The organism is Polaromonas sp. P1_F4 (assembly GCF_056405675.1).
In genome coordinates this window covers 168,205-194,756 of record NZ_JBFUBP010000001.1, presented here as the reverse complement: position 1 = coordinate 194,756, position 26,552 = coordinate 168,205, and the positions used below count along the sequence as shown (strand labels likewise).

The window sequence follows — 26,552 nt, the reverse complement described above, 5'->3', positions numbered from 1 at the left end:
TGTCAGGTAACGGGTTCAGGGTTGTGATTCGGGCTTGCCGCCCAGCGAACCGAAGCTGGGCGCCGGCCCGGGAAGGGCATCGGGGGCCAGCTCACTTGCTATCGATTGGATAGCTGCTTGCGCAAGCGGGTCGGGCGCCAGGGCATTATTCTTCTTGCGGAGTTGCTCCAGGGCCGACAGCGTGTAGTGCGCAAACCAGAGCGAGGAAAACGCAAACACCAGGGTGTAGATCCAGATGGCCACCGGCACCAGGATGGGTGCCATGGCTACAAACATCGCGCCCGAGGCCCACAGCAGGCTGGGAGCCGCGCCGAGGTAGCCGCTGAACACACCGATCGCCAGCAGCGGCAGGCGATGCTCCTTGAATATCTGGCGCCGCTCTTCACTGCTGGCGTGGTCCACCATGGCGTCATAAGACATGACACGGTAAGTCAGCCAGCCCCAGATCAGCGGGGGCAGCACCAGGATCAGCGGTGGAATCAACCAAAGCGGAATCGAAATGACCAGCGCCACCACAGCCAGCAAGGTCGATCCCAGCGACCAGAACAAACTGGTGAACAGGGAACCGCCGCGTTTGCGTTCCATCTGGGGAAAGCGCCGTTCAGCCACCAGGGCCACCATGGCCGGCGTCATGAGCAGCGCCACAAAGAGCAGTGCCACGATCACGATCACAGGAATTGCCAGGAACAGCAACAACGCAGGTGCCAGCACCATGCGCAGGTCGCTCAGGCCCAAGCCCTCAAGCCAGCGCACCAGCGTGCTGACAAGCTCGTAGCTGCCAATCTGCGACCGGATGGCTTCCACGGCATCGTTCCAGAAAAAATACCCCAGGCCCAGGGAGATCACCACCATGATGATCAGCGGCAGGACCGACAACGCAATGACCCGCGGGTGCAGGCAATACATCGCAGCGCGCCAGAAGGCGTCAAGAAGTTTGCTCATGCTGAAAGTGTAGCCCCCACAGTCGTTCACTGCGTGTAACTCCCCCCCCCCGAGGGGGCCGCCCGCCTGCGGTCTGGCAAAGCCAGTCCCGCGGCTCATGCTGGCTTAAGAGCTCAGCAAGTTCAGGCTTTGCCGACGAGGCGTTTCAAGCCAAGCCATTGCTGCGACCAGAAGCCTTTGCCATAGTCGCGATTGGCTTCGACCTGGTCGCGAATGCCCGTCGGGTCATAGCGCTGCTCAAAATTGACCGTGCGGAACAGCATGTCCCACCAAGGGAGCAGCACGCCGAAGTTGTGGCCCCCCAGCGTTTTGGGTCCATGGCTTTCGTGGCCAATGCCGATGCTGTGGTGCAAGCGGTGAAAGCGCGGGCTGATCCACAGGCGCTCGCCCACCTGCCCGAACCACATCCGCACATTGGCATGCTGAAAGCTTTCGCTGAGCTGGGTAAAGGCCACGATGGCAATGAACTGCCCCGGCGCCACGCCGATGAGCTGGGCCACCAGCACGACGATGGAGTCGACCAGGATGTCGTCCAGCAGGTGGTTGCGGTTGTCGCTCCACATCGTCATCTGCCGCTGCGCATGGTGCAGCGAATGCAGGCGCCACCACCACTCGATCTGGTGCTGGCCGCGATGCGTCCAGTACGCCACAAAGTCAAACACCACAAGATAAATCGCGAAGCTGACGAGGGCGTTGTCCGTCACGCCTGGCCAGAGCTGGTCCAGGTGAAGGGTGCCATAGCCGGCCGTGCGCAGCGCGCCAAATGCTTCGTCAAACCACGGGTCCAGCGTGAAAAACAGCGCGATGCGAAACAGGCCCAGCCGGTGGATCAGGGTGTAGAGCACATCGGTGCGTATGGTGGCCCGGTCCAGCACGGGCTCTACCGGCCGCCAGCGTTGAAGCGGGCCGACGATGGCCAGCAATATCAGTACCTGGATCACGCCCACCATGAACCAGGCGGTGGCGTCGTAGCCGTCTTCCAGCAGGTTGCCCATGCCCAGCGCAAACATGGCCGGCTGTACGGCGGACTCAAACAGCCACTGCTGCGCCATCGAAAAGAGATCGCTGAACCAGTCCATGTGGCTTATTTTGAAGGCCTGGCAGGCGCCGGGGCGGCCTGCGACGCAATCCAGTCTTTGTACTGGGGATGTTCAGCCAGGGTCTTGAAGCAAAAGCCCCGCGACTGCAGGCCGGTGATGAGCGGCTCCAGCACGGCAGGTGCCCAGGGGTCCTTGCGTGACCAGATGCCCAGGTGGGCCAGCAGGATGTCGCCGGAGCGGATGTCGCGCAGCGCCTTCTTCAGCAGGAAATCATTGCCGAACCTCTCGCTGGCCAGCTCATCACCCAGGAAACCGGCGGGCGACCAGCCCACATGCTCAAAGCCACAGGACTTGGCCGCCGCCAGCAGCGCGGGCGAGGTTTTGCCGCCCGGCGCGCGAAAAAGCGGCAGTGTTTTTTTGCCGGTTATTTCTTCGAGGCGTTTGCTGGACTTGCCGATTTCTTCGCAATACTGCTTCGCCGTCCAGGTGAAGTCCTTGCCTTCCTGCGGGCCCGCAGAAGGCCGCATCCTGAACTGCACCGGTGCACCGGGTGCGCCAGGTACATCGCCCCGCCAATAAACGTGGTCCCAGGTGTGCGAGGCAAATTCGTGGCCTTCACCCGCCCGTGCCTTCCACCAGCCCGCCCACTGTGTGCCCAGGCTGCCATCGCCGGTTTGCGTACGCTCGTTGGCGGCAAAAAAGGTGACCTTGACCTTGTGCTTGTTCAGCACCTCAGCCATCAGCGGCGCAACCGCCATGTGGCCAGTGTCCAGCGTCAGGTAGACGGGTTTGCAGGCCGCTTCGACCGGCTGCGGTGCATTTTGTGCGGCTTTTTGTGCATTGTTTTTGCCCGCAGCCCATACAGGATGAGCGCAAGCAGCTATCAAAAGAATAGCAACCAATGTCTGCAGCAGACGAGCCGTAGCGGTGGTCAGCGGAGACTCTTCAAGCAAGCCGGGACCGCGGGACTGGCTTTGCCAGACCGCAGGCGCAGCGGCCCCCTCGGGGGGCAGGAAGCTACACGCAGTGAGCGACCGTGGGGGCTCAGCGTGGTGCGTGGTCAAGCGTCCAGACGCCATGAGGGCTCTTTCCAACATTGACCTGGCGCACGATCTTGTGGCTTGCCACGTCGATCACCGTGAGCTTGCGTGCCCAGCGCGATGTGACCAGTATCTGCTTGCCGTCACGGCTCACGTCGATACAGTCAGGGCCGCCCGGTGCGGGGTAGTTGTCCACCACTTCCAGGGTCTGCAGGTCGATCTTGCTGATGCTGTTGGCCACGCGGTTGCTGACCAGCACATGGCGTTTGTCGCCGAAGGCGCGGAACGCGTGCGCGCCGGCACCGGTCTTGATGACCTTGGTTCGCTGCGGTTGCGCGCCGCTCACGTCATACACCTCGACGGCGTCGCCGCCGGTCAGGCCCACCAGCAGGTGCTTGTCGTCGGCTGTGCCGTACACGTCGGCCGGGATGGAGCCGGTCTTGACACGCCACTTGACGGACTGGCTGGGCAGGTCGATGGCGATCAGCTCGTCGCTGTCCTGCATGGTCGAATAAATCGTGGTGCTTTTGGTGTCGATCCACAGATGGCTCGGCGTCTTGCCGGTGGCCACGCGCTTGGCCAGCGTGATGTCCTTGCCGTCCCACTTGTAGATGTCGATGTGGTTGAGGCGGTTGGCGGCCGTGACAAACCATTTCATGTCGGGTGAAAAGCGCAACTGGTACGGGTCGATGATGCCGCGCACCGTGCGCTGCACTTCAGCGGTTTTCGGGTCGATGAAGGTAAGCGAATCCGACAGCGCGTTGGCGACGATCACCGATTTTTCATCGGGTGTGAGGTACAGGTGATGCGGCTGCTTGCCCGTGGCAATACGTTTGGTTTCCGTCCAGGTGGCCGGGTTGATCACGCTGACACTGTCTTCGAGCGAGTTCAGCACAAAAACAGGCGTTGTGATTCCCGAAAGTGCGGCACCAGCGGCGGCCGTCTGGGCAAAGGCGGTGGAACATGCCAAACCGGCAAGGGCAAGCAGCCAGGCGGCGGCAAAACGGACGAAAACATTCACAAAAACGGTCTTTCTACGTGCAACCGGCTAGTGTACCGGGCGTCAGCCGTGGCAAATGCCTAAAGATACCCAAAAGTCCTCTGCGGCCCCTTTTCCCAACGCCAGATTCGCCCAATCGTTTACATCCTTTACGATGCAACGATGAACTTGATGGAGATCAACGGCATGCGCCTGGAAGTCAGGCACATCGCCGGGCGCACCGACCTCGCTCCGGTGGTTTTCCTGCATGAAGGCCTGGGCTCGGTCAGCCTCTGGACGCAGCGCGGCCTGGACTGGCCCCAGGCGGTGTGCACGGCAACYGGACGGGCGGGTATTGTGTATTCGCGACGCGGCTACGGGCAGTCAGAGCCCGTACCAAACGTACGCGGTGAACCGGCAGAGCAGAACGGCCAACGCACCGGCCGCCTGCTGCCCGACTACATGCACCGCGAGGCCTGGGAGGTGTTGCCCGCGCTGCTGGGTATGCTGCGGGTTGAAAACCCCGTGTTGCTCGGCCATTCCGACGGCGCAAGCATCGCCCTGCTCCACGCCAGCCGCCATCCGGTTTCGGCCTGCATCGCGATGGCGCCACACGTGCTGGTCGAAGACATCGCGGTGCAGGCGATCGCCCAAGCGACTGCTGCATTCGAGTCTGGCGGCCTGCGCGAGCGCCTGGCTCGTTACCACGCTGATGTGGACGTCGCTTTCTGGCAATGGAACGATGTCTGGCTGTCGCCGGCCTTTCGCAGCTTTGACATCCGGCCGGACTGCGCGCGCATTGCGGCCCCGCTGCTGCTCATCCAGGGGCTTGAGGATGAGTACGGCAGCATGCGGCAGCTGGACGAGATTGCACTGGCAGCACCCCATGCCCGGCAACTGAGACTGGCCGCCTGCGGGCACTCACCCCAGCGCGATCAGCCTGAAAAAACGGTTGAAGCGATCGCTGACTTTCTCAAAGACATCGATTGAGCCGTTTGGTAGTCGCTACGTTTTTCATAGCTGCTTGCGCTCGTCCCTATTGGTTTACAGGCCGATTTCATTTAAAAACAAGGCCTGAACCGTCATTTCAACGCGACGCAGGTGCTGCTCAAGCCTCTTTGACTTCGATGTGGTACGTCGCCCAGGGACACCAGGCAAAGCGCGCCGGCAGCGGCTTGACAGCCATGTCGGGAAAACGGTCCGCGTCATACACGGCCCAAAGGGGGCCCAGCCCGCCCAGCGCCATGGGCTGGCCATCCAGGTGGGTCGCAACGATGAAGCGGTATTTGCCGGCCTCTGCGGCGGTGACCTGGGCTGCATAGCCGTCCACGGCGCGCAGGAAAAGCGTCGTCTTGTCGGTCAACTTCACGCCGGCAGCTTTCATGACATCGGCCAGCAAGGGGCCTTTCAGGGTGTGCGGCTTGCTGTCGTATTCCAGCGTCGGCTTGATGGTGACGGCCGGCAGCGCCGTGAGTGCGGCAAAGTCAAAGACATGGGCCTTGTCGAACTGGATTTTCTGCTTGCTCATCATCTGGTCGAGCACCGGATCGAAGGCGCCGCGGTTGCCCCCACCGATCAGCCCGCTGACGGTCAACAGGATCGGGCCTCGCGACGCTTTGGGCGCGTGTTGCGCCAAGGCCAGCGACGGTGCGGCCACGGCACCGATTGCGGCGGCATTCAGGAATTGACGACGTGGGTTCATGTTTCCTCCGGGTTTGCTTTTTGCGAAGCTGGCAGCGTAACCGCTTGCCGCCGCGTCTGGATCAGGTTTTTTACCGGTTTCAGGGGGTTTTGACTGCAGGCGCTGAAATGCTGGCCATGTCCTGCGCTGTGAGCCAACGCCATTCGCCGGGTTTCAGGTCAGGCGGCAAATCCAGCGAACCAATGCGTGAACGGTGCAGGCCACCCACGTCCTCGACCCGGTTGCCCACCGCGGCAATCATGCGCTTGACCTGGTGGTATTTGCCTTCGGTAAGCGTCAGGCTGAGCTGGTTCTCGCCGGTCTTTTCGCAGCTTGCGGCGCGCACGGGCTTGGGGTCGTCGTCCAGCACCACGCCGGCAAGCAGTTTTGCCACCTGCTTGTCATCGACCGGGTGTTTGGCCCGCACCTCATACACCTTGGGCACATGGCGCTTGGGCGAGCTCATGCGGTGGATGAACTTGCCATCATCCGACAGCAGCAAGAGGCCGGTCGTGTCCTGGTCCAGTCGGCCCACCGCCTGCACGCCGGCCGCTGCGCCACCGCCGCGCTGGCGGATCGGCGCGGGCAGCAGGGTGTAAATACTGGGGTAGGTGCTGGGCTTTTGCGAGCATTCGTAGCCGGCCGGTTTGTGCAGCATCAGGTAGGCTTTCTCGTGGTACTCCCAGGCCACGCCCTGCACCGTGAAGTGCAGGCCTTCCGCTATAAATTCCATAGCTGGTTCCGCACAAGGGACGCCCGCTACAGCCACAAAACCCTGTTGAACCAGCCCCGCGCACACGCGCCGCGTGCCAAAGCCCTGAGAGAAGAGAATTTCTTGAAGTTGCATGCTTGCCATGGGACGTATTGTCGCCGGGAGGCAGCGACGGGCAGGCAGCCGGGGAAACCGCAGGTCGAATGGCCAGAATTGCCACTTTGGCCGTTTCGAGCCACACCGGCCAGCTGTGCGCGCGTTTTCAGCCATTGCCCCCCAAGTCAAGCCAGATCGCCCTGCCTGTTGACTGCGGTCAAGCGATTCCAGGGGCCGGCGTCCTATGATCTTTTTCGGAAAACGGTCAAAAACAGACAACGGCAGAGAGACGGCGAAAGAGACTCATGGAATTTGAAATACCGGAATCCCTGGCCAACACCTTGCTGGGGATGATCAACGCGGAGTCGCCGCTGGCCCGGCGCCTGAGCGAGCACGGCATGTCGCGCGGCAAACGCGTGGTACCCAGCCGCCTTTTTGACCTCACCACGCTGAATACGCTGTACGGCCTGTGCCGGGCGGCCAACGAGCGCGAGTTGATGTTTCAAATGCTGGCGCTGGACAACATCCACGCCGCGCCGGCTGCGCGCAAGATCCCGAGCCTGGAGCTGCTGATCCCGGGCCTGATCGCCTGGCTATCGCGCGACATGATCGATGGCTGGCTTTACAAACGCGGCAAAGACGGCGTGCTGCTGCCCTGGCTGGTGCATTCGATGCGCTATGTGCAGCCCACCGACGGCTCGGCCTACGTGGTCATCGGCCTTCTGGCCAACACCGTGCAGGCCGCCGGGCGCGAGCCCATCACCGACCCGCGCATGCGGCGCACCGGTATGACCTACGGCATCAGTTTTTATGCTGACGACATCGAGAACCACACCATCCCCGAACTGATGACCGGCGACGGTTTCTACAAGGAATGTGCCGAGTTCAAGGCCGAATACGAAGCGCACGCCAAACGCTTCATGCAATTGCAGCCGAAGTTCGGCGCGCAGTTCACCATCTCGGGCGCGGCCTGGATGTCGGACGACAGCCCCCGGCCGCAACTGGAATGCCGGCGGCTGCAGGCCGGCACCAACGCGCGCTGCGTGAACGACGAGGAGTTGCTGGAGCGGCAGTTCGACACCACGGCCGACGCGACCTTCTGGCGCGAAAGCGGCATCGCCGAGGGCTTTGAGCGGGTGCCGCTGCACTGCTACCTGCATCTCTTTCACCTGGATTGGCATCGCAATCTGTGGGTGCATGTGCAGAACGTGCGTGAGTACCGCTACAAGCCGCAGCTGCGCGACAAGCTGGTGCTGCCGCAGGCGCACCGCGACCTGATCGACATCCTCACGGCCGACCGCAACTTCCTGATGGAAGACATCGTCGAGGGCAAATCTGGCGGCACCACCATCTTGTGCAAGGGCGCACCGGGCCTGGGCAAAACGCTGACGGCCGAGGTGTACGCCGAGGTGGTGGGCAAGCCGCTGTACCGCGTGCATTCAGGCCAGCTCGGCGTGACGGCCGGCTCGGTTGAAGCCAATCTGTCGAAGATTTTGCAGCGTGCGGCCCGCTGGGATTCGGTGTTGCTGCTGGACGAGGCCGATGTCTACATCCGCCGACGCGACAACGACCTGCAGCACAACGCCATCGTGGCCGAGTTTTTGCGCACGCTCGAGTACTTCAACGGCCTGCTCTTCATGACGACCAATCGCGTGGCCGATATTGACGATGCCATTTTGTCGCGCTGCATTGCCATCATCCAGTTCGAGACGCCGACGAAAGAGAAGGCCGCGCAACTGTGGAAGTCGCTGGGGCAGCAGTTCAACGCCGAGTTGCCCGACGAGTTGGTCGCCAAGCTGACCGTGACCTACGCCGCCGCCAGCGGGCGCGATATCAAGGAGTTGCTCAAGTTGACTTCGAAGTTCTGCAAGGGCAAAAGCGAGCCGCTAAGCGAAGACGCGTTTGCGCAGTGCGCGGCTTTTCGCTGCATCGGTCAGACACCTTAAAGACTAACCATGCTGGACATGTCGCTTCTGGGTGGCGCGCTGTTGGGACGGCTTGCATTTCGCCCCGGCCCACGGCCCCATCAAAACCCCTTGCCTGCGGGCCGGTACAACCTGGGCATTGCCGAAGAGCGCGACGCCGTACTGATCGTGCCCGACGGCCTGAGGCCCGATGCGCCTGCGCCTCTGCTGGTGATGTTCCACGGCGCAGGCGGCAGCGCCGACAAGGTGCTGCCCTTCCTCATCGAGCATGTACAGCAGCGGGGGTTCTTGCTGTTGCTGCCGCAGTCGCAGTTTCCGACCTGGGACATCGTCATAGGCGGCAACGGCCCTGACCTGGAACGGTTGGACAAGGCCCTGGCGGAAGTCGCTTCAAGGTTTGCGATAGACCCGACCCATCTGGCTTTCGCCGGATTTTCCGACGGCGGAAGTTACGCACTCTCGTCAGGCGTCACCAATGGCGACATCGCCAGCCATGTGATTGTTTTCTCAGGCGGTTTCATGTCGGTATTCACACAAGAAGGCACGCCCCGCATCTTCATCGCGCATGGCCTGCAAGACGCGCAATTGCCGATAGAGACCAGCGCACACCCCCACGCGGAAAAGCTCAAAGCTGCGGGTTATGACGTCACCACGGTGGACTTCAATGGCCCGCACCGGATTGAGCCTCCTGTGGTGGCGCTGGCGATGGAGTTTTTTTTGGGGCCGCTGACGCCCAAATGAAAAGCCGTCGGCATACCCTGTGTCGCGAATGTGCGCCAGGCCATGAAAAAGGCCGCTTGCTGAAATTCAGCAAGCGGCCTTGGTCGTTATGGCTGGGGACTACCGCAAGATGTCTTGGAGCCCTCGCTCCATCTACATTTCTATTCGATCAACCATCGTCAGTTCCCCCTTTTGTTCCCCCGCTATTTAGAACGAGTATTTTCCGAACCATAGGTTTAGACAAGTGCGAAACCGTTACGACGATTTCTAGCGGCGCACTCCCCGGAAGGCAAAACAGCTTGTCCATATTCGTCCATATTGAGGAGGCGATAGCCGCTGAATCCCTCCACAAGGCCCCATCCCGGTGTGAGGGGACTTGTAATACAGCGGCAACCGGGTCATCCCGGTTTTTCTTGTTGAACTACCAGCAACCCCTTACTCGGGGAAACGATGAAGTTCATACATCAACTGCATCGGCAAAGCTACTTGAGGCTGACAAGAAAAGCCCAAAGAAAATTGCCATTACAAATGAAAATTTCATGTAACTCTCCTAGTTGGCGCGCTCGAAAAGTAGCAACAGGTGCTTAAGCGCGGTAAGCACCTAGTGTTTGAATTCAACTACCACGAAAGCGGCCAGTTGGAGCGAGGGGCTAGCAACAGGAAATTCAGCCAACAGAATAGACAGGAAGCCCCAGCAGGCGATTCTAGGCAGCGAGCTTGACGATCACATCCTCTGAATAGATTAAACAGAGAGTTGTATTCATCCACACTAGCGTAACCCGGCCTGGCTGCACCCTTTGGTGCCAGTCGCTGCGCTTTATGTCAAGTCGGCTGCGGGCGCCACACCTACGCGGTAAAGAACCGGGCTACGCCTCTCGCTCTTCAACCCAGTGGGAGCCGGCGCCATGGGCTGACCATCCAGGTGAGTGGCAACGATGAAGCGGTATTTGCCGGCCTCGGCGGCGGTGACCTGGGCGGCATAACCGTCTACCGCGCGCAGGAAAAGCGTCGTCCTGTCAGTCAACTTCACGCCGGCGGCCTTCATCACATCGGCCAGCAAGGGGCCCTTGAGGGTGTGCGGCTTGCTGTCGTATTCCAGCGTCGGCTTGATGGTGACGGCCGGCAGCGCGGTGAGTGCGGCAAAGTCAAAGGCGTGCGCCTTGTCGAATTTGATCTTCTGCTTGGCCATCATCTGGTCAAGCGCGGTATCGAGGGCGCCGCGGTTGCCCGCACCTATTAGCCCACTGACGGTCAACAATGTCGGACCTCGGAGCGCCTTGGGCGCCAGCTGTGCCTGCGCCAGCTCAGGCAAAGCGACGGCTCCCCATGCCGCCACACCCATAAATTTGCGTTTATCCATTGATTGCACTCCTCTTTTTGCAAGTTTCACGGGGCCAATTCAGCGATGGGCCTATGTTCAATAAGTCACGCAATCTTAATAATTGGTAACAAATTGCCAATTAATCTGATGAATTTGAATACAAGGTACGTAAATAAGCGCACATTGTAAAAACCCGTAACAACCAGGAGTTCGTCATGCACAGAAACTCAGAATGGTCGCCAGTAGAGCAGCCCCGTATGGAGCGCATCTACGAATGGTACAGGTTGTGGTCGCGATGGGTAAACCCGGGGAAACGCCGCATTCCCAAACACTGGCCCCTGCATGCGCGAGTGTTGATGAATAGCGAAGAACTGCGAACCTGGCACTGGATGAACAGCACTTTTGACGATCACCATGTCCTGGTCAAGACGCCGGTAACTCGTTTCACCAGGCCCAATGCCAGTGAAAACAGCCTGTACTGGTATGAATTGCTTCAGAACACCACCTGCACATTTTCAGTTTGCGCGAGCGACGGCCACGTAGTCGGCTGCGTGGACGTACCCAAGTCCTTCGGACTCCCCCAAAAAGCCAGAAGCCTGAAAAGGAATTTGCTGGCGCAGTGCGGCATTTCCTACGCGGTGCTCAACCCGTCCATGCTGCCGGACCCCGACGTACTTCGCAATGAATTTTTCGGCGAAGAGGCCACAAAAGCCCGGCATCTCAAGCGTGAAGAAGCGATCCTCGAAGTCGCCCGCATCAGCCTGAAAAAAACGCTGGCGCAACAGCGCCGCATCCGCACACTCAGGGACCAGGATCACACCAGCAGCATGCCCAATCACTGGCATGACTCGTTTCTCATACAGTCCAACACCCGCCCAGCCGAACTGCGATAGGCAGAGCCAGTGGATGTGCCGGGCATCCTGCATTGGCAAAGGAATGCCAGGCTCTGCTGCTTCACCCCCCCGACGGCATTTGGCGCAGGGCGGTACTCAGGCCGCGATGCGGGTCAGGTCTTGCACCGTCAACCAGCGCCATTCACCGCTTTCAGGTCGATCGGCAGATCCAGCGAACCGATACGCGAGCGGTGCAAGCCGCCGATCTCTTCCACCCGGTTGCCCACGGCGGCGACCATGCGCTTGACCTGGTGGTATTTGCCTTCCGTCAAGGTCAGGCTTAACTGGTTGTCGCCGGTTTTCTCGCAGGCCGCAGCTCGAACGGGTTTGGGGTCGTCATCCAGCACAACGCCGGCCAGCAGTTTGGCCACCTGCTTGTCGTCCACCGGGGGCGCGCGGCCAGGGTAAGGACATGGAAGCCAACGGCGTGCGGCAGCTGGTGGCCATTTGACTTTCTCATTCGAGGGCCGAGACCGGGTCCGACATAGCCGCCGGAGGGCTACGTGGTGCAGTACCCAGCGTGAAGTAAAACGTGGTGCCTTCTCCCGGCGCGGAGTCTGCCCAGACCTTACCGCCGTGCCGCGTGACAATCTTGTGCACGCTCGCCAGACCGATCCCGGTGCCCGGGAAATCCGACCCGAGATGCTGGTGCTGGAAGGCGCTGAACAGCTTGCCGGCATGCGCCATATCGAACCCGATGCCATTGTCCTTGACATGGTAGATCAGTGTGCCGTCAGGATAGCGCGCACAACCGACGGAAATCTTCGCGCGGTCCTGTCCACGCGTGAACTTCCAGGCGTTGTCGACCAGATGATCGATGGCGAGCGTCAGCATAGCCGGGTCCGCGGTGGCCTGAAGGCCGGCCTGAACATGGATGTCGGAGAGGCGGTCGGGATCACGCTGCTGGCAGGCCGCAAGCGCGGCGCTGGCGATCGCGCTGACGTCCACCGCGCCACTCGCCAGGTGGGGGAGTGAGAGACGAGCCAGGGACGCCATGGCGTCTGACAATTCGTTGATCTTCTGCACACCGGCCTGGATGCGGCTCAGGTAGTGGTCCTGCAACTCGCTTGCGCCGGGCTGCAACGTGCTGCGCAACTGACCGCAGAACCCGCTGATGGTGATCAGCGGCTGGCGCAGGTCGTGCGCCAGCGAGTACGAGAACGCCTGCAGCTCCTGGTTGACGGTTTCCAGCTCCGCCGTGCGGACCCTGACACGCTCTTCCAGCCCGTCATTGAGATGCTGGATATCCTGCTGGTGCGTCTGAACTTCGTTGGAAGTGTTGTCCAGGGCGCGCATCAAATCGCCGATTCCGCCGCGCGGGTAGGGCGGTCCGATGCGCGCGCCCAAGTCACCGTTCCTGAACCGGGCCGTGCCCTTCACGATCCGGCCCAGCGGGCGGCGGACCCCCAGCTCTACAAGCGACCAGGCCAGCAGTAGCGCCAGCAGCGCTGCACCCACAACGCCCGCAAGCACAGTCCGCGCGCGGTGCTCCGCGTCGGCTGCCAGGTCCTGGGTCGGCACGCCCAGCGCGATCAGTATCCCTGCGTCCCATGGCGGCGGCAGCGTACCCAGGGCCCAGACCCGCCGCACCCCCGCCGGGCCAGCGAACTCGGCTATATCGCCGTTATGACCCTTGACGGCGAACCGGCCGAGGGTGGTATCGGCCAAAGATATTCCTGGCATGGGCCGGTTGGTGCGTGGCACCCCGACGCGCGTGCTGCGGGAAGCCAGCACGACACCGGCGCGGTCAAACAGGGTGATGGCCGTGTCGGAATAGGGCTGTGCCGCCAAGACATCACGCGAGAATTGGTCCAGGTTGATGGACGCAAGCAGCACGAACCGCACCTTGCCTTGTGGGTCGCGCGAGGCCTGGGCCACCTGCGCCACGCCGATACCGGTGAGACGGCCAATGACCGGCTCCAGCGCCGGTGCCGTGGACACCATGGCCTGCTGGAAATAGGCGCGGTCGGCCAGGTTGAGCTTGCGGCCGGTGCGCAGCGAGTCGCAGTGCAAGTCGCCATTCGGCTTGATCGTGAGGATGCTGGTGTATTGCGGATGCTGCTTCAGCACTTCGGCAAGGTAGGCCGAGCAGGCGCCGCGCTCCTCCACATCAAGCTCGCGCGACTGGGCAAGCCCGAACAGCAATTGGTGGGTGCCCTGAATTTTGGCCCGTAGGTCATTGCTCGCGCTGCGCGCGAGCGCGGCGAGGCTGTACCCGGCCTGGGCGATGTCATGGTCGCGCTGCTGGAACAAGAAGCCCATTGCGACTGTAGCCGGCAGCAGCGCGGTGAGCGCCACCAGCAGCAGAATGATCCGCGCGCGGAACCCCAGCTTAATAGCTGGTGAGGTCATGGCGGTGGCAGGATGCCGGGCTTGCGCAAGCGAAGGCGCTGCGCCGCATTCATGTCGTGGTGTAGATCATCAACCAGTATGCGCTCATTGTGGCAGTGCTGGTTGCCTGCTTTCCCATGCCATTGTTGGTATTAGTTCCGCGAAAGTAGAATCGCTGCGGTCGCTGAAGCGGTTGTCGCAAGGACCTCACGACTCCCTAGATATCCCCGACTTAGCGAGCGGCTAAGCCGCCAGCAGGGGAACGATTTTGACCCCCTCTCGCAGCTTGTCTAGGTAATCAGCCCAAGCCTGCATCATGTTCCGTCGTTGGTTCAGGTACTGAGTGCGGTTGTAGGCCCGACCGTTTGCATCTTTCACGGCATGCGCGAGTTGGGCTTCAATGATCAGCGGGTCGATCTCGAGGCGCTCAGCCAACATGGTGCGCGCCGTTGCTCGAAAGCCGTGCCAAGTGTGAATGTCTGATGAATAGCCCATGGTGATCAGCGCAGTGCGCACGCTGTTTTCAGAAATAGGCCGCTCGTGGCTTCGCTCACCTGGGAACACCATCACGCCGTGCCCGGTGTATCCATGAAGGCCTTTCAGAATCTCTACGGCCTGGCGTGACAGCGGCACCAAGTGCGGGTCGCCAAACTCCTTGCCGTCTTTTCCGCGCTTCATTCGCTCCGCCGGAATGGTCCAAAGAGCCTCTTCCAGATCAATTTCAGACCAGGTCGCTGCGCGCAGCTCACCTGGGCGCTGGAATAGCAGCGGAGCTAGCTGCAGGGCTGCACGCACAATCGGTCCACCTTTGTAAAGTTTGATGGCACGCAGCAGGTCGCCAAACTGGACTGGGTCTGTGATGGCAGCAAAGTGAGTTCCGCGGTAAGGGGTTAGAGCTCCTTTTAGGTCGCCCGTTATGTCTCGGTCCACCCGGCCGGTTGCGACGGCGTACCGCCAGACCTGCCGGCAGAGCATCAAGCCCCGGTCGGCAGTCTCAATGGCGCCGCGCTCCTCGGTCTTGCGCAGCGTCGCGAGAAGTTCGGTCGGGCCGATGTCCCTCATCCGTCGTTCCCCCACCCAGGGAAACAAATCGCGCTCGAGCTGGCGTAGAGACCTGGTCGCGTGCCCTTCGCTCCACAACGGCTTCTGCTTGTTGAACCATTCCAGGGCCACGACCTTAAAGGACTCGCCGCTCGGATTGCCTGCCGTCAACTTAGCGACCTTTCGGGCCTGGACAGGATCGACCCCGATTGCCTTCTGCGCCTTCGCTGCGTCGCGAGCGTTTCGTGCGGCTTTAAGGGACACGTCCGGATAGCTGCCAAAGGCCATCCGCCCCTCTTTTCCGTCGCGCCGGTACTTCCAAAACCAGCGGCGGGACCCGTTCGGCGCAACCTCGAGGTACAGGCCCCCCGAATCAGTAAAGCGGACACGCGCGCGCTCCGGGGGACACTGCGCGTTACGGCATTGAATTTCAGTCAACATGGGGGAACAGAATCCTTGAACACCCGAAAATCGGGTTTTGTTCCCCGCATTGTTCCCCCTTTTGAATCGGGATGTCAATAAATCGTATTGGACGAGTACAGACAAAAAAAGACCGGCTTTAGAGGAGAAAACCGGTCTTTTTGGACTTCTCTGGACTACGCCAGATTGATATATGGTGGAGCTGGGGGGATTTGAACCCCCGTCCGCAAGCCTTGTTCGGGCAGATCTACATGTTTAGCGGTCTGATTTGAGTCTCGCCACCTGTGTCGCGCAGTCGCACGCTACACAGGACGCCAGCACCCTATTTTCTTGCCCCGGGTTAAGGTACCCAGCCCGGAGCCAGCCGATGAAATTATCTTTACAGCCGGGAGCGTTTAACTTGCGCTAAACACCCCTTGCCCAGCCCATCGGCCTGCTGTTGTAAAGCTCACTGGCAATTAAGCAGCGAGTGCGAAACGTTCGTCGTTTGCAGTTAGTTTGTTTGAATCTGTTTTACGAGCACACTCAGCTCGACATGCACCACACCGCGTCCGAACCCACGTCGAAACCAATGCAGCCCCAGGAGGCCTAGTTTACGCCATTCGCAGCAAATTCAAGAGGGCGCCGGGCGCGGCGATGGTGGCATCGGCTTTCCAGCCGTCGGTGTCAGCCGTTTTGCCGAGGTAACCGTAGGCGGCGGCCACGGTAGGCATGCCCGCCGCGCGGCCTGCGACGATGTCGCGCTCATCATCGCCGACGTAAATACAGCGTTCAGGCGCGACATCAAGCTGGCGGGCAGCCTCCAGCAACGGCGCCGGGTGCGGCTTGGCATGCGGGGTGGTGTCGCCGCTGACGATGGTCTGGGCGGTGTTAAAGAGTGGCATGGCTTTGGTCAGCGGCACGGTAAACCGGGCTGATTTGTTGGTGACCACTCCCCATTTCAGGCCAGCCTGCCTGATTTGCGCAATGAGTTCGGCCACCCCGTCAAACACCGAGGTGTTTTCGGTCATGCGTGACTCGTAGTTGCGGAAAAACTCTTCCCTGAGGTCGGCGAAACGGGCATCGTCGGGTGTGAGGCCGAAAGCGATGGCGATCATGCCGCGTGCACCGGCGCCGGCCATGGGGCGGTAAAGCGCCAGGGGGAGCGACTCAAGCCCCCGGTCTGTGCGCATTTTGTCGGCGGCGGCGCCCAAGTCGGGGGCGCTGTCGATCAAAGTGCCGTCCAGATCGAACAGGACGGCGGCTATGTTGTTGAACATGTCTGGGACACTAACTAATGAGAGGACAAAGACGGGATCAGGGCAGGATTCGGGGTCTGGGCGCGAAACCCAGCCCGAATTTCAGTCTTTCTGCGTGGCCAGCATGTAATTAACGCTGGTGTCCGCACTCAGCCAGTAGTGACGCGTCAGGGGGTTGTACTCCATGCCCCGGGTTTGCTCTAACGAAAGGCCCGAAGCACGGCAATAGCCAGCGAGTTCGCTGGGTTTGATGAGTTTGGCGTACTCATGGGTACCTCGGGGCAGCATGTTCAGCACATATTCAGCACCCACAATGGCGAACAGAAAGGCTTTGGCGTTGCGGTTGATGGTGGAGAAAAACACATATCCGCCGGGTTTAACCAGTGCTGCGCAGGCCTTGACGATGGAGGACGGGTCAGGCACGTGCTCCAGCATTTCCATGCAGGTCACCACATCAAAACTGCCAGGTTTCTCAGCCGCAAGAGCTTCTGCGCTGATTTCGCGGTATTGAACCCCCTCGGTTTGAGCCTCAAGAGCGTGAAGCTGGGCGACTTTGAGGGCTTTGGTGGCCAGATCAATGCCCAGGACATCGGCGCCTTTGCGCGCCATGGCGTCGGCCAGAATGCCGCCACCGCATCCAACATCCAATACGCGCAGTCCTTTGAGGGGAACCAGGCCTTCTATCCACCCCAGGCGGAGCGGATTGATCTGGTGCAGGGGGCGAAATTCACTCTCGGTGTCCCACCAGCGGTGGGCCAGATCTGAGAATTTCGCCAGCTCGGCAGGGTCGAAGTTATCGCTGATAGACATGAGGCATTATCGTTGAGGCATAAAAAAACCGCGCCGTAGCGCGGTTTTTTAAGCGATCCCAGAGGATTACTTGTTGGCGCGGGTGCCAACCACTTCGATTTCCACGCGGCGATTCTTCGCGCGGCCTTCGGCGGTCTTGTTGTCAGCAACTGGCTGTTTTTCGCCCTTGCCTTCAGTGTAGACGCGGTTTTTCTCGATGCCCTTGGACACCAGATATGCCTTGACGGCTTCCGAACGGCGGACCGACAGCTTCTGGTTGTAAGCATCGCTACCAACGGAGTCGGTGTGACCCACGGCAATGATGACTTCCAGGTTGATGTCCTTGATCTTGCCGACCAGGTCATCCAGCTTAGCTTTGCCTTCTGGCTTGATCACTGACTTGTTGAAGTCAAAGAATGCGTCAGCAGCGTAGGTAACTTTCGTTGCGGCAGGAGGAGCAACCGGAGCAGCTGGCTTTGCAGCGGCAGCAGGAGCACCAGCGGCTGCAGGAGCAGCAGGAGCCATCGCAGGGGCAATTGCGCCATCGCAACCAGGCGCTGCAGTAGCAGGCGTCCAGTTGGCGTCACGCCAGCACAGTTCGTTGGTACCGTTTTTCCAGACCAGTTCGTTGGAACCGTTTTTCCAGTTGTCGATAGTTTGTGCACCAGCGGCGGTAACAAGCGCTGCGGAAGCAAACAACATTGCCACTTTGTTGAGTTTCTTCATGGTTCTCCTCTAGAGAAAAGCCGCAGACTGGCTGCGATTAGTAATTTACACGCCGTGAGTGACCATCACTCAAAGCGTTACATCGATTGTGCCACACCTGCCTGAACCTTCAAGCACGCTATCGGCTTCGTCTGACACAGACTTAAGATTCTTCAGCATTTGTTGCTGTCCCGCCACAGGCCATCGCTTTAAACTCCGGCCTTAAAATCAGCGGTTTCCTTCAAGAATCTCGAAATCCCAACCAGGCCGCTCATGACCCAGTTCGCTAAAGAAACCCTGCCCATCAGTCTTGAAGAGGAAATGCGGCGAAGCTACCTCGACTACGCGATGAGCGTGATCGTTGGGCGGGCCCTGCCTGATGCAAGGGATGGCCTCAAGCCGGTACACCGGCGCGTGCTTTTTGCCATGCACGAGCTGAACAACGACTGGAACCGCCCTTACAAGAAGTCAGCGCGTATCGTCGGCGATGTGATCGGTAAGTACCATCCGCACGGCGACCAGTCAGTCTACGACACCATTGTGCGGATGGCCCAGGACTTTTCCTTGCGCCACCTGCTGGTTGACGGCCAGGGGAATTTCGGCTCTGTCGACGGTGACAACGCTGCGGCCATGCGCTACACCGAAATCCGTCTGTCGAAAATTGCCCATGAGCTGCTGGCCGACCTTGACAAGGAAACCGTCGATTTCGGCCCCAACTACGACGGCAGCGAGCAGGAACCGCTGGTCATGCCGACCCGCTTGCCGAACCTGCTGGTCAACGGGTCAGGCGGCATTGCTGTGGGTATGGCGACCAACATTCCTCCCCACAACCTCAATGAGGTTGTCGATGCCTGCCTTCACATGCTGAAGAACCCGGGGGCCTCCATTGACGAATTGATGGAGATCGTGCCCGCCCCAGACTTCCCCACGGGCGGCATTATTTACGGCATCAACGGCGTCAAGGACGGTTACCGCACCGGCCGCGGCAAGGTGGTCATGCGCGCCAAGTGCCACTTCGAGGACATCGACAAGGGCCAACGCCAGTCCATCATCGTCGACGAACTCCCCTACCAGGTCAACAAAAAGACGCTGCAGGAGCGCATGGCCGAGCTGGTGCACGAGAAGAAAATCGAAGGCATTAGCCATATCCAGGACGAGAGCGACAAGTCGGGCATGCGCCTGGTGATTGAACTCAAGCGCGGCGAAGTGCCCGAAGTGGTGCTGAACAATCTGTACAAGCAGACCCAGCTGCAGGACACCTTCGGCATCAATATGGTGGCGCTGGTCAATGGCCAGCCCAAGCTTTGCAACCTGAAGGACCTGATCCAGGTCTTCCTGTCGCACCGCCGTGAAGTCGTGACGCGCCGAACCGTGTTCACGCTGCGCAAGGCACGCGAACGCGGACACGTACTGGAAGGCCTGGCAGTGGCCCTGGCCAATATTGACGATTTCATCGCCATCATCCGCAACGCCCCCACGCCTCCCGTCGCCAAGGCTGAGCTGATGCTGCGCCCCTGGGACAGCAGCCTGGTGCGCGAAATGCTTACCCGCACGCGTGCCGATGGCGGCGTGGTCAACGCCGATGACTACCGCCCCGACGGCCTTGAGAAGATGTTTGGCATGGGCAACGACGGGCTGTATCGCCTCTCGGAAACGCAGGCACAGGAAATCCTGCAGATGCGCCTGCAACGCCTGACCGGCCTGGAGCAAGACAAGATCGTGGCCGAGTACAAGGAAGTCATGGCCGAGATCGACGACTTGCTCGACATCCTGGCAAAACCGGAGCGGGTTTCCATCATCATTGGCGAAGAACTGTCAGCGATCAAACTGGAATTCGGCCAGACAAAGCTCGGCGCTCGCCGCAGCCAGATCGAGCACAGCTCGTTCGATCTCAGCACTGAAGACCTGATCACCCCCACAGATATGGTGGTGACACTTTCCCACACCGGCTATATCAAGAGTCAGCCGCTGTCGGAATACCGGGCGCAAAAGCGCGGCGGCCGCGGCAAGCTGGCCACCGCCACCAAGGAAGACGACTGGGTCGACCAGCTCTTCATCGCCAACACGCACGATTACATCCTGTGCTTTTCCAATCGCGGCCGGCTCTACTGGCTCAAAGTCTGGGAAGTACCCGCCGGTTCGCGCGGCTCGCGCGGGCGTCCCATCGTCAACATGTTCCCCCTGCAGGAAGGTGAAAAAATCACCGTCGTCCTGCCTCTCACGGGCGAAAAGCGCAGCTTCCCGGCTGATCAGTACGTCTTCATGGCCACCTCCATGGGCACCGTGAAGAAAACCGCCCTCGACGAGTTCAACAACCCGCGCAAAGCCGGCATCATCGCCGTGGACCTCGATGCGGGCGATTACCTCATAGGCGCGTCACTGACAGATGGCAAGCACGACGTGATGCTGTTCAGCGACGGCGGCAAGGCCGTGCGCTTCGACGAAAACGATGTGCGGCCCATGGGCCGCAATGCGCGCGGCGTGCGCGGCATGATGCTGGAAGACGGCCAGGGCGTGATCGCCATGCTGGTGGCCGAAGACGAGCAGCAAAGTGTGCTGACAGCCACCCAGAACGGATATGGCAAGCGCACGTCCATTACCGAATACACGCGTCATGGCCGCGGCACCAAGGGCATGATCGCCATCCAGCAGAGTGAGCGCAACGGCAAGGTCGTTGCGGCCACGCTGGTTCACGTGGACGATGAAATCATGCTGATCACCGACAAGGGCGTGCTGGTCCGTACGCGCGTCAGCGAAATCCGGGAAATGGGAAGGGCTACACAGGGCGTTACGCTCATCGGCCTTGACGAAGGTTCACAATTAAGCGGCCTCCAGCGCATCGTCGAAAACGATGCCACGCTGGATGAACCCGATACTGAAACCGGTACCGGCACAGACACCCCCAACATCGAAAGTACCTGATGAAAATCTTCCTTACCGCTATCACGATCGCTGCCATGGCCTGCGGCGCCACGGCTGTTCACGCGCAGGCCGCAGATCCAAAAACAGAGCTGGCCAAAAAAGTGGTCGCGCTACAGCAAGGACCGGAGCTTGACCGGCTGGTGAACCAGCTTGCGGGCACCACGGCGCAGGAACTCATTGTTAAATGGGCTCCAAAAATGGAAGAAAATGTTCCCAAAGCCAAGCAGCCAAAAGCGTCTGAAGAACTTAACGCCGAACTCAAGAAATATGTTGATGATGCGAGCAAGTTGATCAGCAAGCAGGTCAGCAAAGTCAGCGCCGAATCGCTGGTACCTGCGTATTCAGAACGGTTCACACAGGAAGAACTCCAGCAGCTTGCTGCTTTTTTTGAATCACCTGCCGTCAAGAAATACCAGGCTACGGCGCCCGATCTGGGCAATGTCTTTGTACAAAAACTGGTGGAGGCCACCCGTGCCGACGTCCTCGCACGTGCCAAGCAGTTCGACGACGTGGCGCTGAAGATCATTGGTACCGGCCCCGCGCCGGGAGCAGGCAAGCCGCCCGCCAAGAAATGACCCGTCCTTTCAATTTTTCCGCTGGCCCGGCGAACCTGCCCGAAGAGGTTTTGCGGCAGGCGGCGGGCGAAATGCTGGACTGGCACGGCAGCGGCATGAGCGTGATGGAGATGAGTCATCGTGGAAAAGAGTTCATTTCCATTTATGAAAACGCGGAGGCTGATTTTCGTGAGCTGATGGCCATTCCGGCCCACTTCAAGATCCTGTTCATGCAGGGCGGCGGACTTGCCGAAAACGCCATTGTTCCCATCAATGTCTCGGAGGGTCGTTCGGCCGATTTCGTGGTAACAGGCAGCTGGAGTGAAAAATCGCAAAAAGAGGCACGCAAGTATTGCGATGCGCAGATCGCTGCGAGCAATGCAGACAACGGGCACACGCTGCTACCACCTCCGTCCGGCTGGAAGCTGCGGTCGGACGCAAGCTACGTCCACCTGTGCACCAATGAAACCATCCACGGTGTGGAGTTTCAAAGCCTTCCAGACCTTAAGGCCTTGGGAAGCGATGCGCCACTGGTCATCGATTTTTCCTCTCATGTAGCATCGCGGCCGGTTGACTGGTCTCTCGTTGGCCTGGCATTTGGTGGTGCACAAAAAAACCTGGGGCCTGCAGGTGTCACGCTGGTGGTCATCCGGGAAGACCTGCTTGGCCGTGCGCTGGCGATTTGCCCCAGCGCCTTTGATTACAAGACCGTAGCGGACAACCAGTCCATGTACAACACGCCCCCCACGTACGCAATCTACATTGCAGGCCTTACCTTCGCGTGGCTCAAGTGCCAGCAAGAAGGCGGCGCTACCGGCATTGCCGCAATGGAAGCGCGCAACAAAACCAAGGCGCGGCTTCTGTATGACGCCATTGACGGCTCGCAGTTTTATCTCAACAAGGTCGACAAAAACTGCCGGTCCCGGATGAACGTTCCATTTTTCTTGCGCGATGAGTCACGGAACGACGCGTTTCTCTCAGGTGCCAAGGCACGGGGCTTGCTTCAGCTCAAGGGTCACAAGTCAGTGGGAGGGCTGCGCGCCAGCATTTACAACGCCATGCCACTGGCCGGTGTCCAGGCACTGGTGGAGTACATGCGAGAATTCGAACAAAAACACGCCTAGGATGAAATGTTTTTTCGCCCTCATTATGGTTCGCCTTTCCAGCAGGTTTGCAGCACCCGCCGCATGGCCGGGTGGTCTTTGACATGACCACCCATCTTGCAGATTTACGCGTACAGATTGATGCACTGGACCGAGAACTGCTCGCCCTGCTGAATCGTCGCGCCCTGGTCGCCGAGCAGGTCGGCGAAGTCAAAAAACGCGAAGGCACTCCCTTCTTTCGCCCGGATCGCGTTGCCCAGGTCATTGAGCAGATCCAGCAAGCCAATCAGGGGCCGCTCAAAAATGAGCATGTTGCGGCCGTGTGGCGTGAAATCATGTCGGCTTGCCTGGCACTGGAATCTCCGGTGCGTGTGGCATACCTCGGTCCCGCCGGCACTTTCAGCGAGCAGGCAGCACTGCAGTTTTTTGGCGCCAGCATCGAGCATGTTCCCTGTGTCAGCATCGACGAGGTTTTTCGCGCAACGGCTGCCGGCAGCGCCAGCTACGGGGTTGTGCCGGTCGAAAACTCGACCGAGGGCGTCGTGTCCCGCTCTCTCGACCTGTTCCTGAACTCCCCCCTGCACATCGTTGGCGAGATCAGCCTGATGGTGCGCCACAACCTCCTACGGCTTTCCGAGTCCCTGGAAGGTATCGAAGCCGTGTATGCACACCCCCAGGCCCTGGCCCAATGCCAGGGCTGGTTGACCACGCACCTGCCCAATGTGGAGCGCCGGGCAGCCTCCAGCAATGCGGAAGGTGCACGCCTTGCTTCCACCAACCCGGCATGGGCCGGCATTGCCAGTGACCGGGCCGCCACCCAATTTGGCCTGTATACGGCCGCCCACGCCATTCAGGACGACGCGTTTAACCGCACGCGCTTTGCCGTGGTGTGCCTGCCGCAAACACTGCCCTCCCCGCCCCTCTCCGGCAAAGACTGTGTCAGCCTGGTGGTCTCCGTACCCAACCGCCCCGGCGCCGTCCATGACATCCTGATGCCGTTGAAAGCTCACGGCGTCTCCATGACCCGCTTTGAATCGCGCCCGGCACGCTCCGGCCAGTGGGAATATTATTTTTATATCGATTTGCAAGGCCATCCGTCGCAGGACCACGTCAAGGCGGCACTGGCTGACCTGCAGCAAATGTGCGCCTTTTACAAGGTTCTCGGAACCTATCCTGTCAGCGATTAATGCACGAACTCACAAAACCCCTGGTACCACGACATGTTTGAACAATTAGGTCTCATTGGATGCGGCCTGATGGGCGGTTCTTTTGCGCTGGCTCTCAAACGCGCCGGTCTGGTCAAACGCGTGGTGGGCTATAGCAAGTCGCCTTCGACGACCGAGCGCGCACGCCAGATGGGTGTCATCGACGTAGAGGCGCCTTCCGCCTTGCTGGCAGTCTCCGGAGCTGACATTGTCCTGCTGGCGGTACCGGTTTCTGCAACCGAAGCCACCTTCAAGGCGATCCGGCATCTTGTTGGCCCAAACACCCTGATCATGGATGTCGGCTCCACCAAGCGCGACGTGGTCGATGCCGCACGGCGGGTCCTGCAGGGCAACGTCGGTTCTTTCGTTCCCTGCCATCCCATTACCGGCAAAGAGGTGTCGGGTGTCGAACACGCCGATGTCGACCTCTACAACGGAAAGCAGGTCATCCTGACCCCCATAGAGCGGACTTTCACGGTCCAGCTGCAAAAAGCCACCGACGTATGGACCGCCATGGGCTGTCATGTCCTCAAGATGTCGCCGCAGGCACATGACGCTGCGTACGCCGCAGTCAGCCATCTGCCCCACCTGATCGCCTTTGCACTGATCAATGGCATTACCGGACAGGAGCACGGGAAGGATTACATGTCCCTGGCCGGGCCCGGCTTTCGCGACTTCACACGCATTGCTGCGAGCGATCCGAAAATGTGGCGCGACATCCTGATTGCCAACCGCGAAGAGTTGCTGGCGCAGTCCAAGATCTTCCAGCAGACCCTGCAGTCCCTCGAAGTACTCATTTCGAGCAGCAACGGCGACGGCCTGGAAGCGCTCATTGAGCAAGCCAGCGAGACGCGCGCCAACTGGCGCATCTCTTCTCAAAAATCGCATAAATAAACCTGCGATTCATGTTCGACATCGAGTTCCTGGACATCCCGCCCCTCAGTGGAGCGGGAGGCACTGTCCGCCTGCCCGGATCCAAAAGCATTTCCAATCGCGTCTTGTTGCTGGCTGCCCTGAGCCACGGGGAAACCACAGTTCACGATCTCCTGGCGTCTGACGACACCGCCGTGATGCTGACAGCGCTCAGGCAGCTTGGCTGCGAAGTAAAACAAGAGGGCAGTACCGCGATAATCACCGGCCTTGGCGGCCGCAACGTTCATACACCGGTCAAGCTGTTTTTGGGCAATGCCGGTACTGCCATGCGTCCATTGACGGCCGCTCTGGCCTTGCTGGGTGGGGAATTTGAGCTGTCGGGCGTGGCCCGTATGCACGAAAGGCCTATCGGCGACCTGGTTGATGCCCTCCGGCAGCTGGGCTGCTCCATCGATTACCTGGGAAATGAAGGTTTTCCGCCCCTGCGCTTGCGTTCCGGCCAATTGAACCTGAAAGAACCCATCCGGGTACGCGGAGATGTTTCCAGCCAGTTCCTGACCGCCCTGCTGATGGCCCTGCCCATTGTGGCTGTTGACAACATCTGCATTGAGGTCGTGGGGGAGCTGATTTCACGGCCCTACATTGAAATCACGCTCAAGCTGCTCAAACGTTTCGGCATTGACGTGCAGCGCAAAGGCTGGGAGCAGTTCGTCATCCCCGCCGGCAGCCGCTACCAGTCGCCCGGAGAAATCCATGTTGAAGGCGACGCTTCCTCTGCTAGCTATTTCATAGCGCTTGGCGCAATAGCATCGGTCGCTGCAGGCCAAAATGGCATTGAAGTTTCGGGGGTCGGGGCAGACTCCATCCAGGGCGACATCCGTTTCGTGGAGGCCGCACGAATGATGGGCGCGCAAATCGACAGCACGCCCAATTCATTGCGCATCTCGCGCGGTGCGTGGCCGCTCAAGGCGATTGATCTGGATTGCAACCATATTCCCGATGCCGCGATGACGCTGGCCGTGATGGCGCTGTATGCCGAGGGGACCACCACCTTGCGCAACATTGCCAGCTGGCGCGTCAAGGAAACCGACCGCATCGCCGCGATGGCCTGCGAGTTGCAAAAGCTCGGCGCCACGGTGGAAGAAGGGGTGGACTATCTCAAAATTACCCCGCCCCTGTCCGGCGAATGGAAAACCGCGCCCATTCACACCTACGACGATCACCGCGTAGCCATGTGTTTTTCGCTGGCCGCTTTCAACCCGGCCCGGTTGCCCATCCGGATTCTTGACCCCAAATGTGTCGGCAAAACATTTCCGGATTACTTCGAGGCCCTGTTCATGGTGGCCAAAGCAGATGTCAACCATATCCCGGTGATTTGCGTCGATGGCCCCACTGCCTCGGGCAAGGGTACCCTGGCAGCTTTGACGGCACAACGACTCGGCTACCACTATCTTGACTCCGGCGCCCTGTATCGCTTGAGCGCATTTGCCGCCTTGCGTGCCGACGTTTCGCTCGACGACGGGGCGGCTGTTGCGCAAATCGCCAGTACCATGCCGGTTCGTTTTCAGGGCGACCGGATTTTCCTCGGGGCGGAAGATGTGTCAGAGGCCATCCGCTCCGAAGCTGCCGGAATGGCCGCTTCCCGGGTCTCGGCCCATCCCCAGGTTCGCGCTGCGCTGCTGACCCTGCAACACAGTTTCCGGCAGTTGCCCGGTCTGGTAGCAGACGGGCGGGACATGGGAACCGTCATTTTTCCCGATGCGCCGCTCAAAATCTACCTGACGGCCAGCGCCCGGCACCGCGCTGAACGACGGCATAAGCAGTTGATTTCAAAGGGAAATTCAGCTATAATCAGCGAGATTCAGCAAGATTTAGAGGCACGTGACGCCCGCGATTCATCGCGAAAGGCCGCCCCTTTGAAGCCTGCTGATGACGCCCGTCCCCTGGACAATTCCTATCTGTCGATTGAAAAATCGGTTGATCAGGTGATTGACTGGTGGCAAGGCACCCGGCCCTTCTGAC

At 60.1% G+C, this 26,552-nt stretch carries 22 protein-coding genes, 1 other RNA gene and 1 pseudogene; 10 read left to right on the top strand and 14 right to left on the bottom strand.

The window, feature by feature from the left end:
* Positions 1-15: 15 nt before the first annotated feature.
* The 4 genes from AC1DYQ_RS00940 to AC1DYQ_RS00925 form a co-directional block, all read right to left on the bottom strand.
* Positions 16-942, bottom strand: a complete 927-nt coding sequence (locus AC1DYQ_RS00940) for an EI24 domain-containing protein (protein WP_477685189.1) — start codon at positions 940-942, stop codon at positions 16-18.
* 122 nt (positions 943-1,064) lie between these two features.
* Positions 1,065-2,021 (bottom strand): sterol desaturase family protein, encoded by a 957-nt coding sequence (locus AC1DYQ_RS00935; protein ID WP_477685188.1) that lies wholly within the window; start codon positions 2,019-2,021, stop codon positions 1,065-1,067.
* A gap of 5 nt (positions 2,022-2,026) precedes the next feature.
* Positions 2,027-2,917 (bottom strand): polysaccharide deacetylase family protein, encoded by an 891-nt coding sequence (locus AC1DYQ_RS00930; RefSeq protein ID WP_477685840.1) that lies wholly within the window; start codon positions 2,915-2,917, stop codon positions 2,027-2,029.
* A 109-nt stretch (positions 2,918-3,026) separates the two neighbouring features.
* Positions 3,027-4,043, bottom strand: a complete 1,017-nt coding sequence (locus AC1DYQ_RS00925; RefSeq protein ID WP_477685187.1) for a YVTN family beta-propeller repeat protein — start codon at positions 4,041-4,043, stop codon at positions 3,027-3,029.
* Positions 4,044-4,184: 141 nt separating this feature from the next.
* Between AC1DYQ_RS00925 and AC1DYQ_RS00920 the strand changes: the two genes are divergently transcribed.
* On the top strand, positions 4,185-4,991 hold the full coding sequence (locus AC1DYQ_RS00920; RefSeq protein ID WP_477685186.1) for an alpha/beta fold hydrolase: 807 nt from the start codon (positions 4,185-4,187) through the stop codon (positions 4,989-4,991).
* A gap of 118 nt (positions 4,992-5,109) precedes the next feature.
* Here AC1DYQ_RS00920 and AC1DYQ_RS00915 read toward each other — a convergent pair whose 3' ends face one another.
* Complete coding sequence (locus tag AC1DYQ_RS00915) at positions 5,110-5,703, bottom strand: putative pterin-binding protein (protein WP_477685185.1); 594 nt, start codon at positions 5,701-5,703, stop codon at positions 5,110-5,112.
* A gap of 79 nt (positions 5,704-5,782) precedes the next feature.
* On the bottom strand, positions 5,783-6,529 hold the full coding sequence (locus AC1DYQ_RS00910) for a pseudouridine synthase (RefSeq protein ID WP_477685839.1): 747 nt from the start codon (positions 6,527-6,529) through the stop codon (positions 5,783-5,785).
* Positions 6,530-6,795: 266 nt separating this feature from the next.
* Here AC1DYQ_RS00910 and AC1DYQ_RS00905 point away from each other — a divergent pair, with 266 nt between their 5' ends.
* Complete coding sequence (locus AC1DYQ_RS00905) at positions 6,796-8,436, top strand: AAA family ATPase (protein WP_477685184.1); 1,641 nt, start codon at positions 6,796-6,798, stop codon at positions 8,434-8,436.
* Positions 8,437-8,445: 9 nt separating this feature from the next.
* Complete coding sequence (locus AC1DYQ_RS00900; RefSeq protein ID WP_477685183.1) at positions 8,446-9,156, top strand: alpha/beta hydrolase; 711 nt, start codon at positions 8,446-8,448, stop codon at positions 9,154-9,156.
* A 796-nt stretch (positions 9,157-9,952) separates the two neighbouring features.
* Here AC1DYQ_RS00900 and AC1DYQ_RS00895 read toward each other — a convergent pair.
* Positions 9,953-10,495 (bottom strand): putative pterin-binding protein, encoded by a 543-nt coding sequence (locus tag AC1DYQ_RS00895; RefSeq protein ID WP_477685182.1) that lies wholly within the window; start codon positions 10,493-10,495, stop codon positions 9,953-9,955.
* Positions 10,496-10,671: 176 nt separating this feature from the next.
* Here AC1DYQ_RS00895 and AC1DYQ_RS00890 point away from each other — a divergent pair, with 176 nt between their 5' ends.
* Entirely contained in the window at positions 10,672-11,349 is a 678-nt protein-coding gene (locus AC1DYQ_RS00890; RefSeq protein ID WP_457280066.1) for a hypothetical protein, read from the top strand.
* Positions 11,350-11,445: 96 nt separating this feature from the next.
* On the opposite strand, the pseudogene AC1DYQ_RS00885 reads toward AC1DYQ_RS00890, so the two are convergent.
* The 7 genes and pseudogenes from AC1DYQ_RS00885 to ompA all read right to left on the bottom strand — a co-directional run.
* Positions 11,446-11,738: pseudogene (locus AC1DYQ_RS00885) on the bottom strand (pseudouridine synthase family protein); the annotation flags it as partial.
* Between the two features lie 67 nt (positions 11,739-11,805).
* Positions 11,806-13,701 carry a sensor histidine kinase gene (locus tag AC1DYQ_RS00880; protein WP_477685181.1) on the bottom strand — a complete coding sequence of 632 codons (1,896 nt, stop codon included), beginning with the start codon at positions 13,699-13,701 and terminating at the stop codon, positions 11,806-11,808.
* A gap of 222 nt (positions 13,702-13,923) precedes the next feature.
* A complete protein-coding gene (locus AC1DYQ_RS00875) occupies positions 13,924-15,162 on the bottom strand; it encodes a tyrosine-type recombinase/integrase (protein ID WP_457280064.1) in 1,239 nt (412 codons plus the stop codon).
* Between the two features lie 173 nt (positions 15,163-15,335).
* Positions 15,336-15,722, bottom strand: a transfer-messenger RNA (tmRNA) gene (ssrA, locus tag AC1DYQ_RS00870).
* 12 nt (positions 15,723-15,734) lie between these two features.
* A complete protein-coding gene (gene gph, locus AC1DYQ_RS00865; protein ID WP_477685180.1) occupies positions 15,735-16,400 on the bottom strand; it encodes a phosphoglycolate phosphatase in 666 nt (221 codons plus the stop codon).
* Positions 16,401-16,481: 81 nt separating this feature from the next.
* The gene (ubiG, locus tag AC1DYQ_RS00860; RefSeq protein ID WP_477685179.1) at positions 16,482-17,189 is read right to left on the bottom strand and encodes a bifunctional 2-polyprenyl-6-hydroxyphenol methylase/3-demethylubiquinol 3-O-methyltransferase UbiG; all 708 of its coding nucleotides are present in this window, start codon (positions 17,187-17,189) and stop codon (positions 16,482-16,484) included.
* Positions 17,190-17,255: 66 nt separating this feature from the next.
* Complete coding sequence (gene ompA / locus AC1DYQ_RS00855) at positions 17,256-17,894, bottom strand: outer membrane protein OmpA (RefSeq protein ID WP_457280061.1); 639 nt, start codon at positions 17,892-17,894, stop codon at positions 17,256-17,258.
* Between the two features lie 252 nt (positions 17,895-18,146).
* Between ompA and gyrA the strand changes: the two genes are divergently transcribed.
* The 6 genes from gyrA to AC1DYQ_RS00825 all read left to right on the top strand — a co-directional run bounded on the left by gyrA (position 18,147) and on the right by AC1DYQ_RS00825 (position 26,551).
* Positions 18,147-20,795, top strand: a complete 2,649-nt coding sequence (gyrA, locus tag AC1DYQ_RS00850; RefSeq protein WP_477646286.1) for a DNA gyrase subunit A — start codon at positions 18,147-18,149, stop codon at positions 20,793-20,795.
* Positions 20,795-21,370, top strand: coding sequence for a DUF2059 domain-containing protein (locus AC1DYQ_RS00845; protein ID WP_477685178.1), 576 nt, complete (start codon positions 20,795-20,797; stop codon positions 21,368-21,370). The genes gyrA and AC1DYQ_RS00845 overlap by 1 nt, the downstream gene beginning before the upstream one ends.
* A complete protein-coding gene (serC, locus tag AC1DYQ_RS00840) occupies positions 21,367-22,473 on the top strand; it encodes a 3-phosphoserine/phosphohydroxythreonine transaminase (protein WP_477685177.1) in 1,107 nt (368 codons plus the stop codon). The genes AC1DYQ_RS00845 and serC overlap by 4 nt, the downstream gene beginning before the upstream one ends.
* Before the next feature lie 83 nt (positions 22,474-22,556).
* Complete coding sequence (gene pheA / locus AC1DYQ_RS00835; RefSeq protein WP_477685176.1) at positions 22,557-23,639, top strand: prephenate dehydratase; 1,083 nt, start codon at positions 22,557-22,559, stop codon at positions 23,637-23,639.
* A gap of 33 nt (positions 23,640-23,672) precedes the next feature.
* Positions 23,673-24,551 (top strand): prephenate dehydrogenase, encoded by an 879-nt coding sequence (locus AC1DYQ_RS00830; protein WP_457280056.1) that lies wholly within the window; start codon positions 23,673-23,675, stop codon positions 24,549-24,551.
* An 11-nt stretch (positions 24,552-24,562) separates the two neighbouring features.
* Positions 24,563-26,551, top strand: a complete 1,989-nt coding sequence (locus AC1DYQ_RS00825) for a bifunctional 3-phosphoshikimate 1-carboxyvinyltransferase/cytidylate kinase (protein ID WP_477685175.1) — start codon at positions 24,563-24,565, stop codon at positions 26,549-26,551.
* The last annotated feature ends 1 nt before the right edge of the window (position 26,552 follow it).

Coding starts and splice junctions, on each gene's coding strand:
- AC1DYQ_RS00940 (WP_477685189.1), bottom strand. CDS start 942: ATGAGCAAACTTCTTGACGCCTTCTGGCGCGCTGCGATGTATTGCCTG.
- AC1DYQ_RS00935 (WP_477685188.1), bottom strand. CDS start 2,021: ATGGACTGGTTCAGCGATCTCTTTTCGATGGCGCAGCAGTGGCTGTTT.
- AC1DYQ_RS00915 (WP_477685185.1), bottom strand. CDS start 5,703: ATGAACCCACGTCGTCAATTCCTGAATGCCGCCGCAATCGGTGCCGTG.
- AC1DYQ_RS00910 (WP_477685839.1), bottom strand. CDS start 6,529: ATGCAACTTCAAGAAATTCTCTTCTCTCAGGGCTTTGGCACGCGGCGC.
- AC1DYQ_RS00905 (WP_477685184.1), top strand. CDS start 6,796: ATGGAATTTGAAATACCGGAATCCCTGGCCAACACCTTGCTGGGGATG.
- AC1DYQ_RS00900 (WP_477685183.1), top strand. CDS start 8,446: ATGCTGGACATGTCGCTTCTGGGTGGCGCGCTGTTGGGACGGCTTGCA.
- AC1DYQ_RS00895 (WP_477685182.1), bottom strand. CDS start 10,495: ATGGATAAACGCAAATTTATGGGTGTGGCGGCATGGGGAGCCGTCGCT.
- AC1DYQ_RS00890 (WP_457280066.1), top strand. CDS start 10,672: ATGCACAGAAACTCAGAATGGTCGCCAGTAGAGCAGCCCCGTATGGAG.
- AC1DYQ_RS00880 (WP_477685181.1), bottom strand. CDS start 13,701: ATGACCTCACCAGCTATTAAGCTGGGGTTCCGCGCGCGGATCATTCTG.
- AC1DYQ_RS00875 (WP_457280064.1), bottom strand. CDS start 15,162: ATGTTGACTGAAATTCAATGCCGTAACGCGCAGTGTCCCCCGGAGCGC.
- gph (WP_477685180.1), bottom strand. CDS start 16,400: ATGTTCAACAACATAGCCGCCGTCCTGTTCGATCTGGACGGCACTTTG.
- ubiG (WP_477685179.1), bottom strand. CDS start 17,189: ATGTCTATCAGCGATAACTTCGACCCTGCCGAGCTGGCGAAATTCTCA.
- ompA (WP_457280061.1), bottom strand. CDS start 17,894: ATGAAGAAACTCAACAAAGTGGCAATGTTGTTTGCTTCCGCAGCGCTT.
- gyrA (WP_477646286.1), top strand. CDS start 18,147: ATGACCCAGTTCGCTAAAGAAACCCTGCCCATCAGTCTTGAAGAGGAA.
- AC1DYQ_RS00845 (WP_477685178.1), top strand. CDS start 20,795: ATGAAAATCTTCCTTACCGCTATCACGATCGCTGCCATGGCCTGCGGC.
- serC (WP_477685177.1), top strand. CDS start 21,367: ATGACCCGTCCTTTCAATTTTTCCGCTGGCCCGGCGAACCTGCCCGAA.
- pheA (WP_477685176.1), top strand. CDS start 22,557: ATGACCACCCATCTTGCAGATTTACGCGTACAGATTGATGCACTGGAC.
- AC1DYQ_RS00830 (WP_457280056.1), top strand. CDS start 23,673: ATGTTTGAACAATTAGGTCTCATTGGATGCGGCCTGATGGGCGGTTCT.
- AC1DYQ_RS00825 (WP_477685175.1), top strand. CDS start 24,563: ATGTTCGACATCGAGTTCCTGGACATCCCGCCCCTCAGTGGAGCGGGA.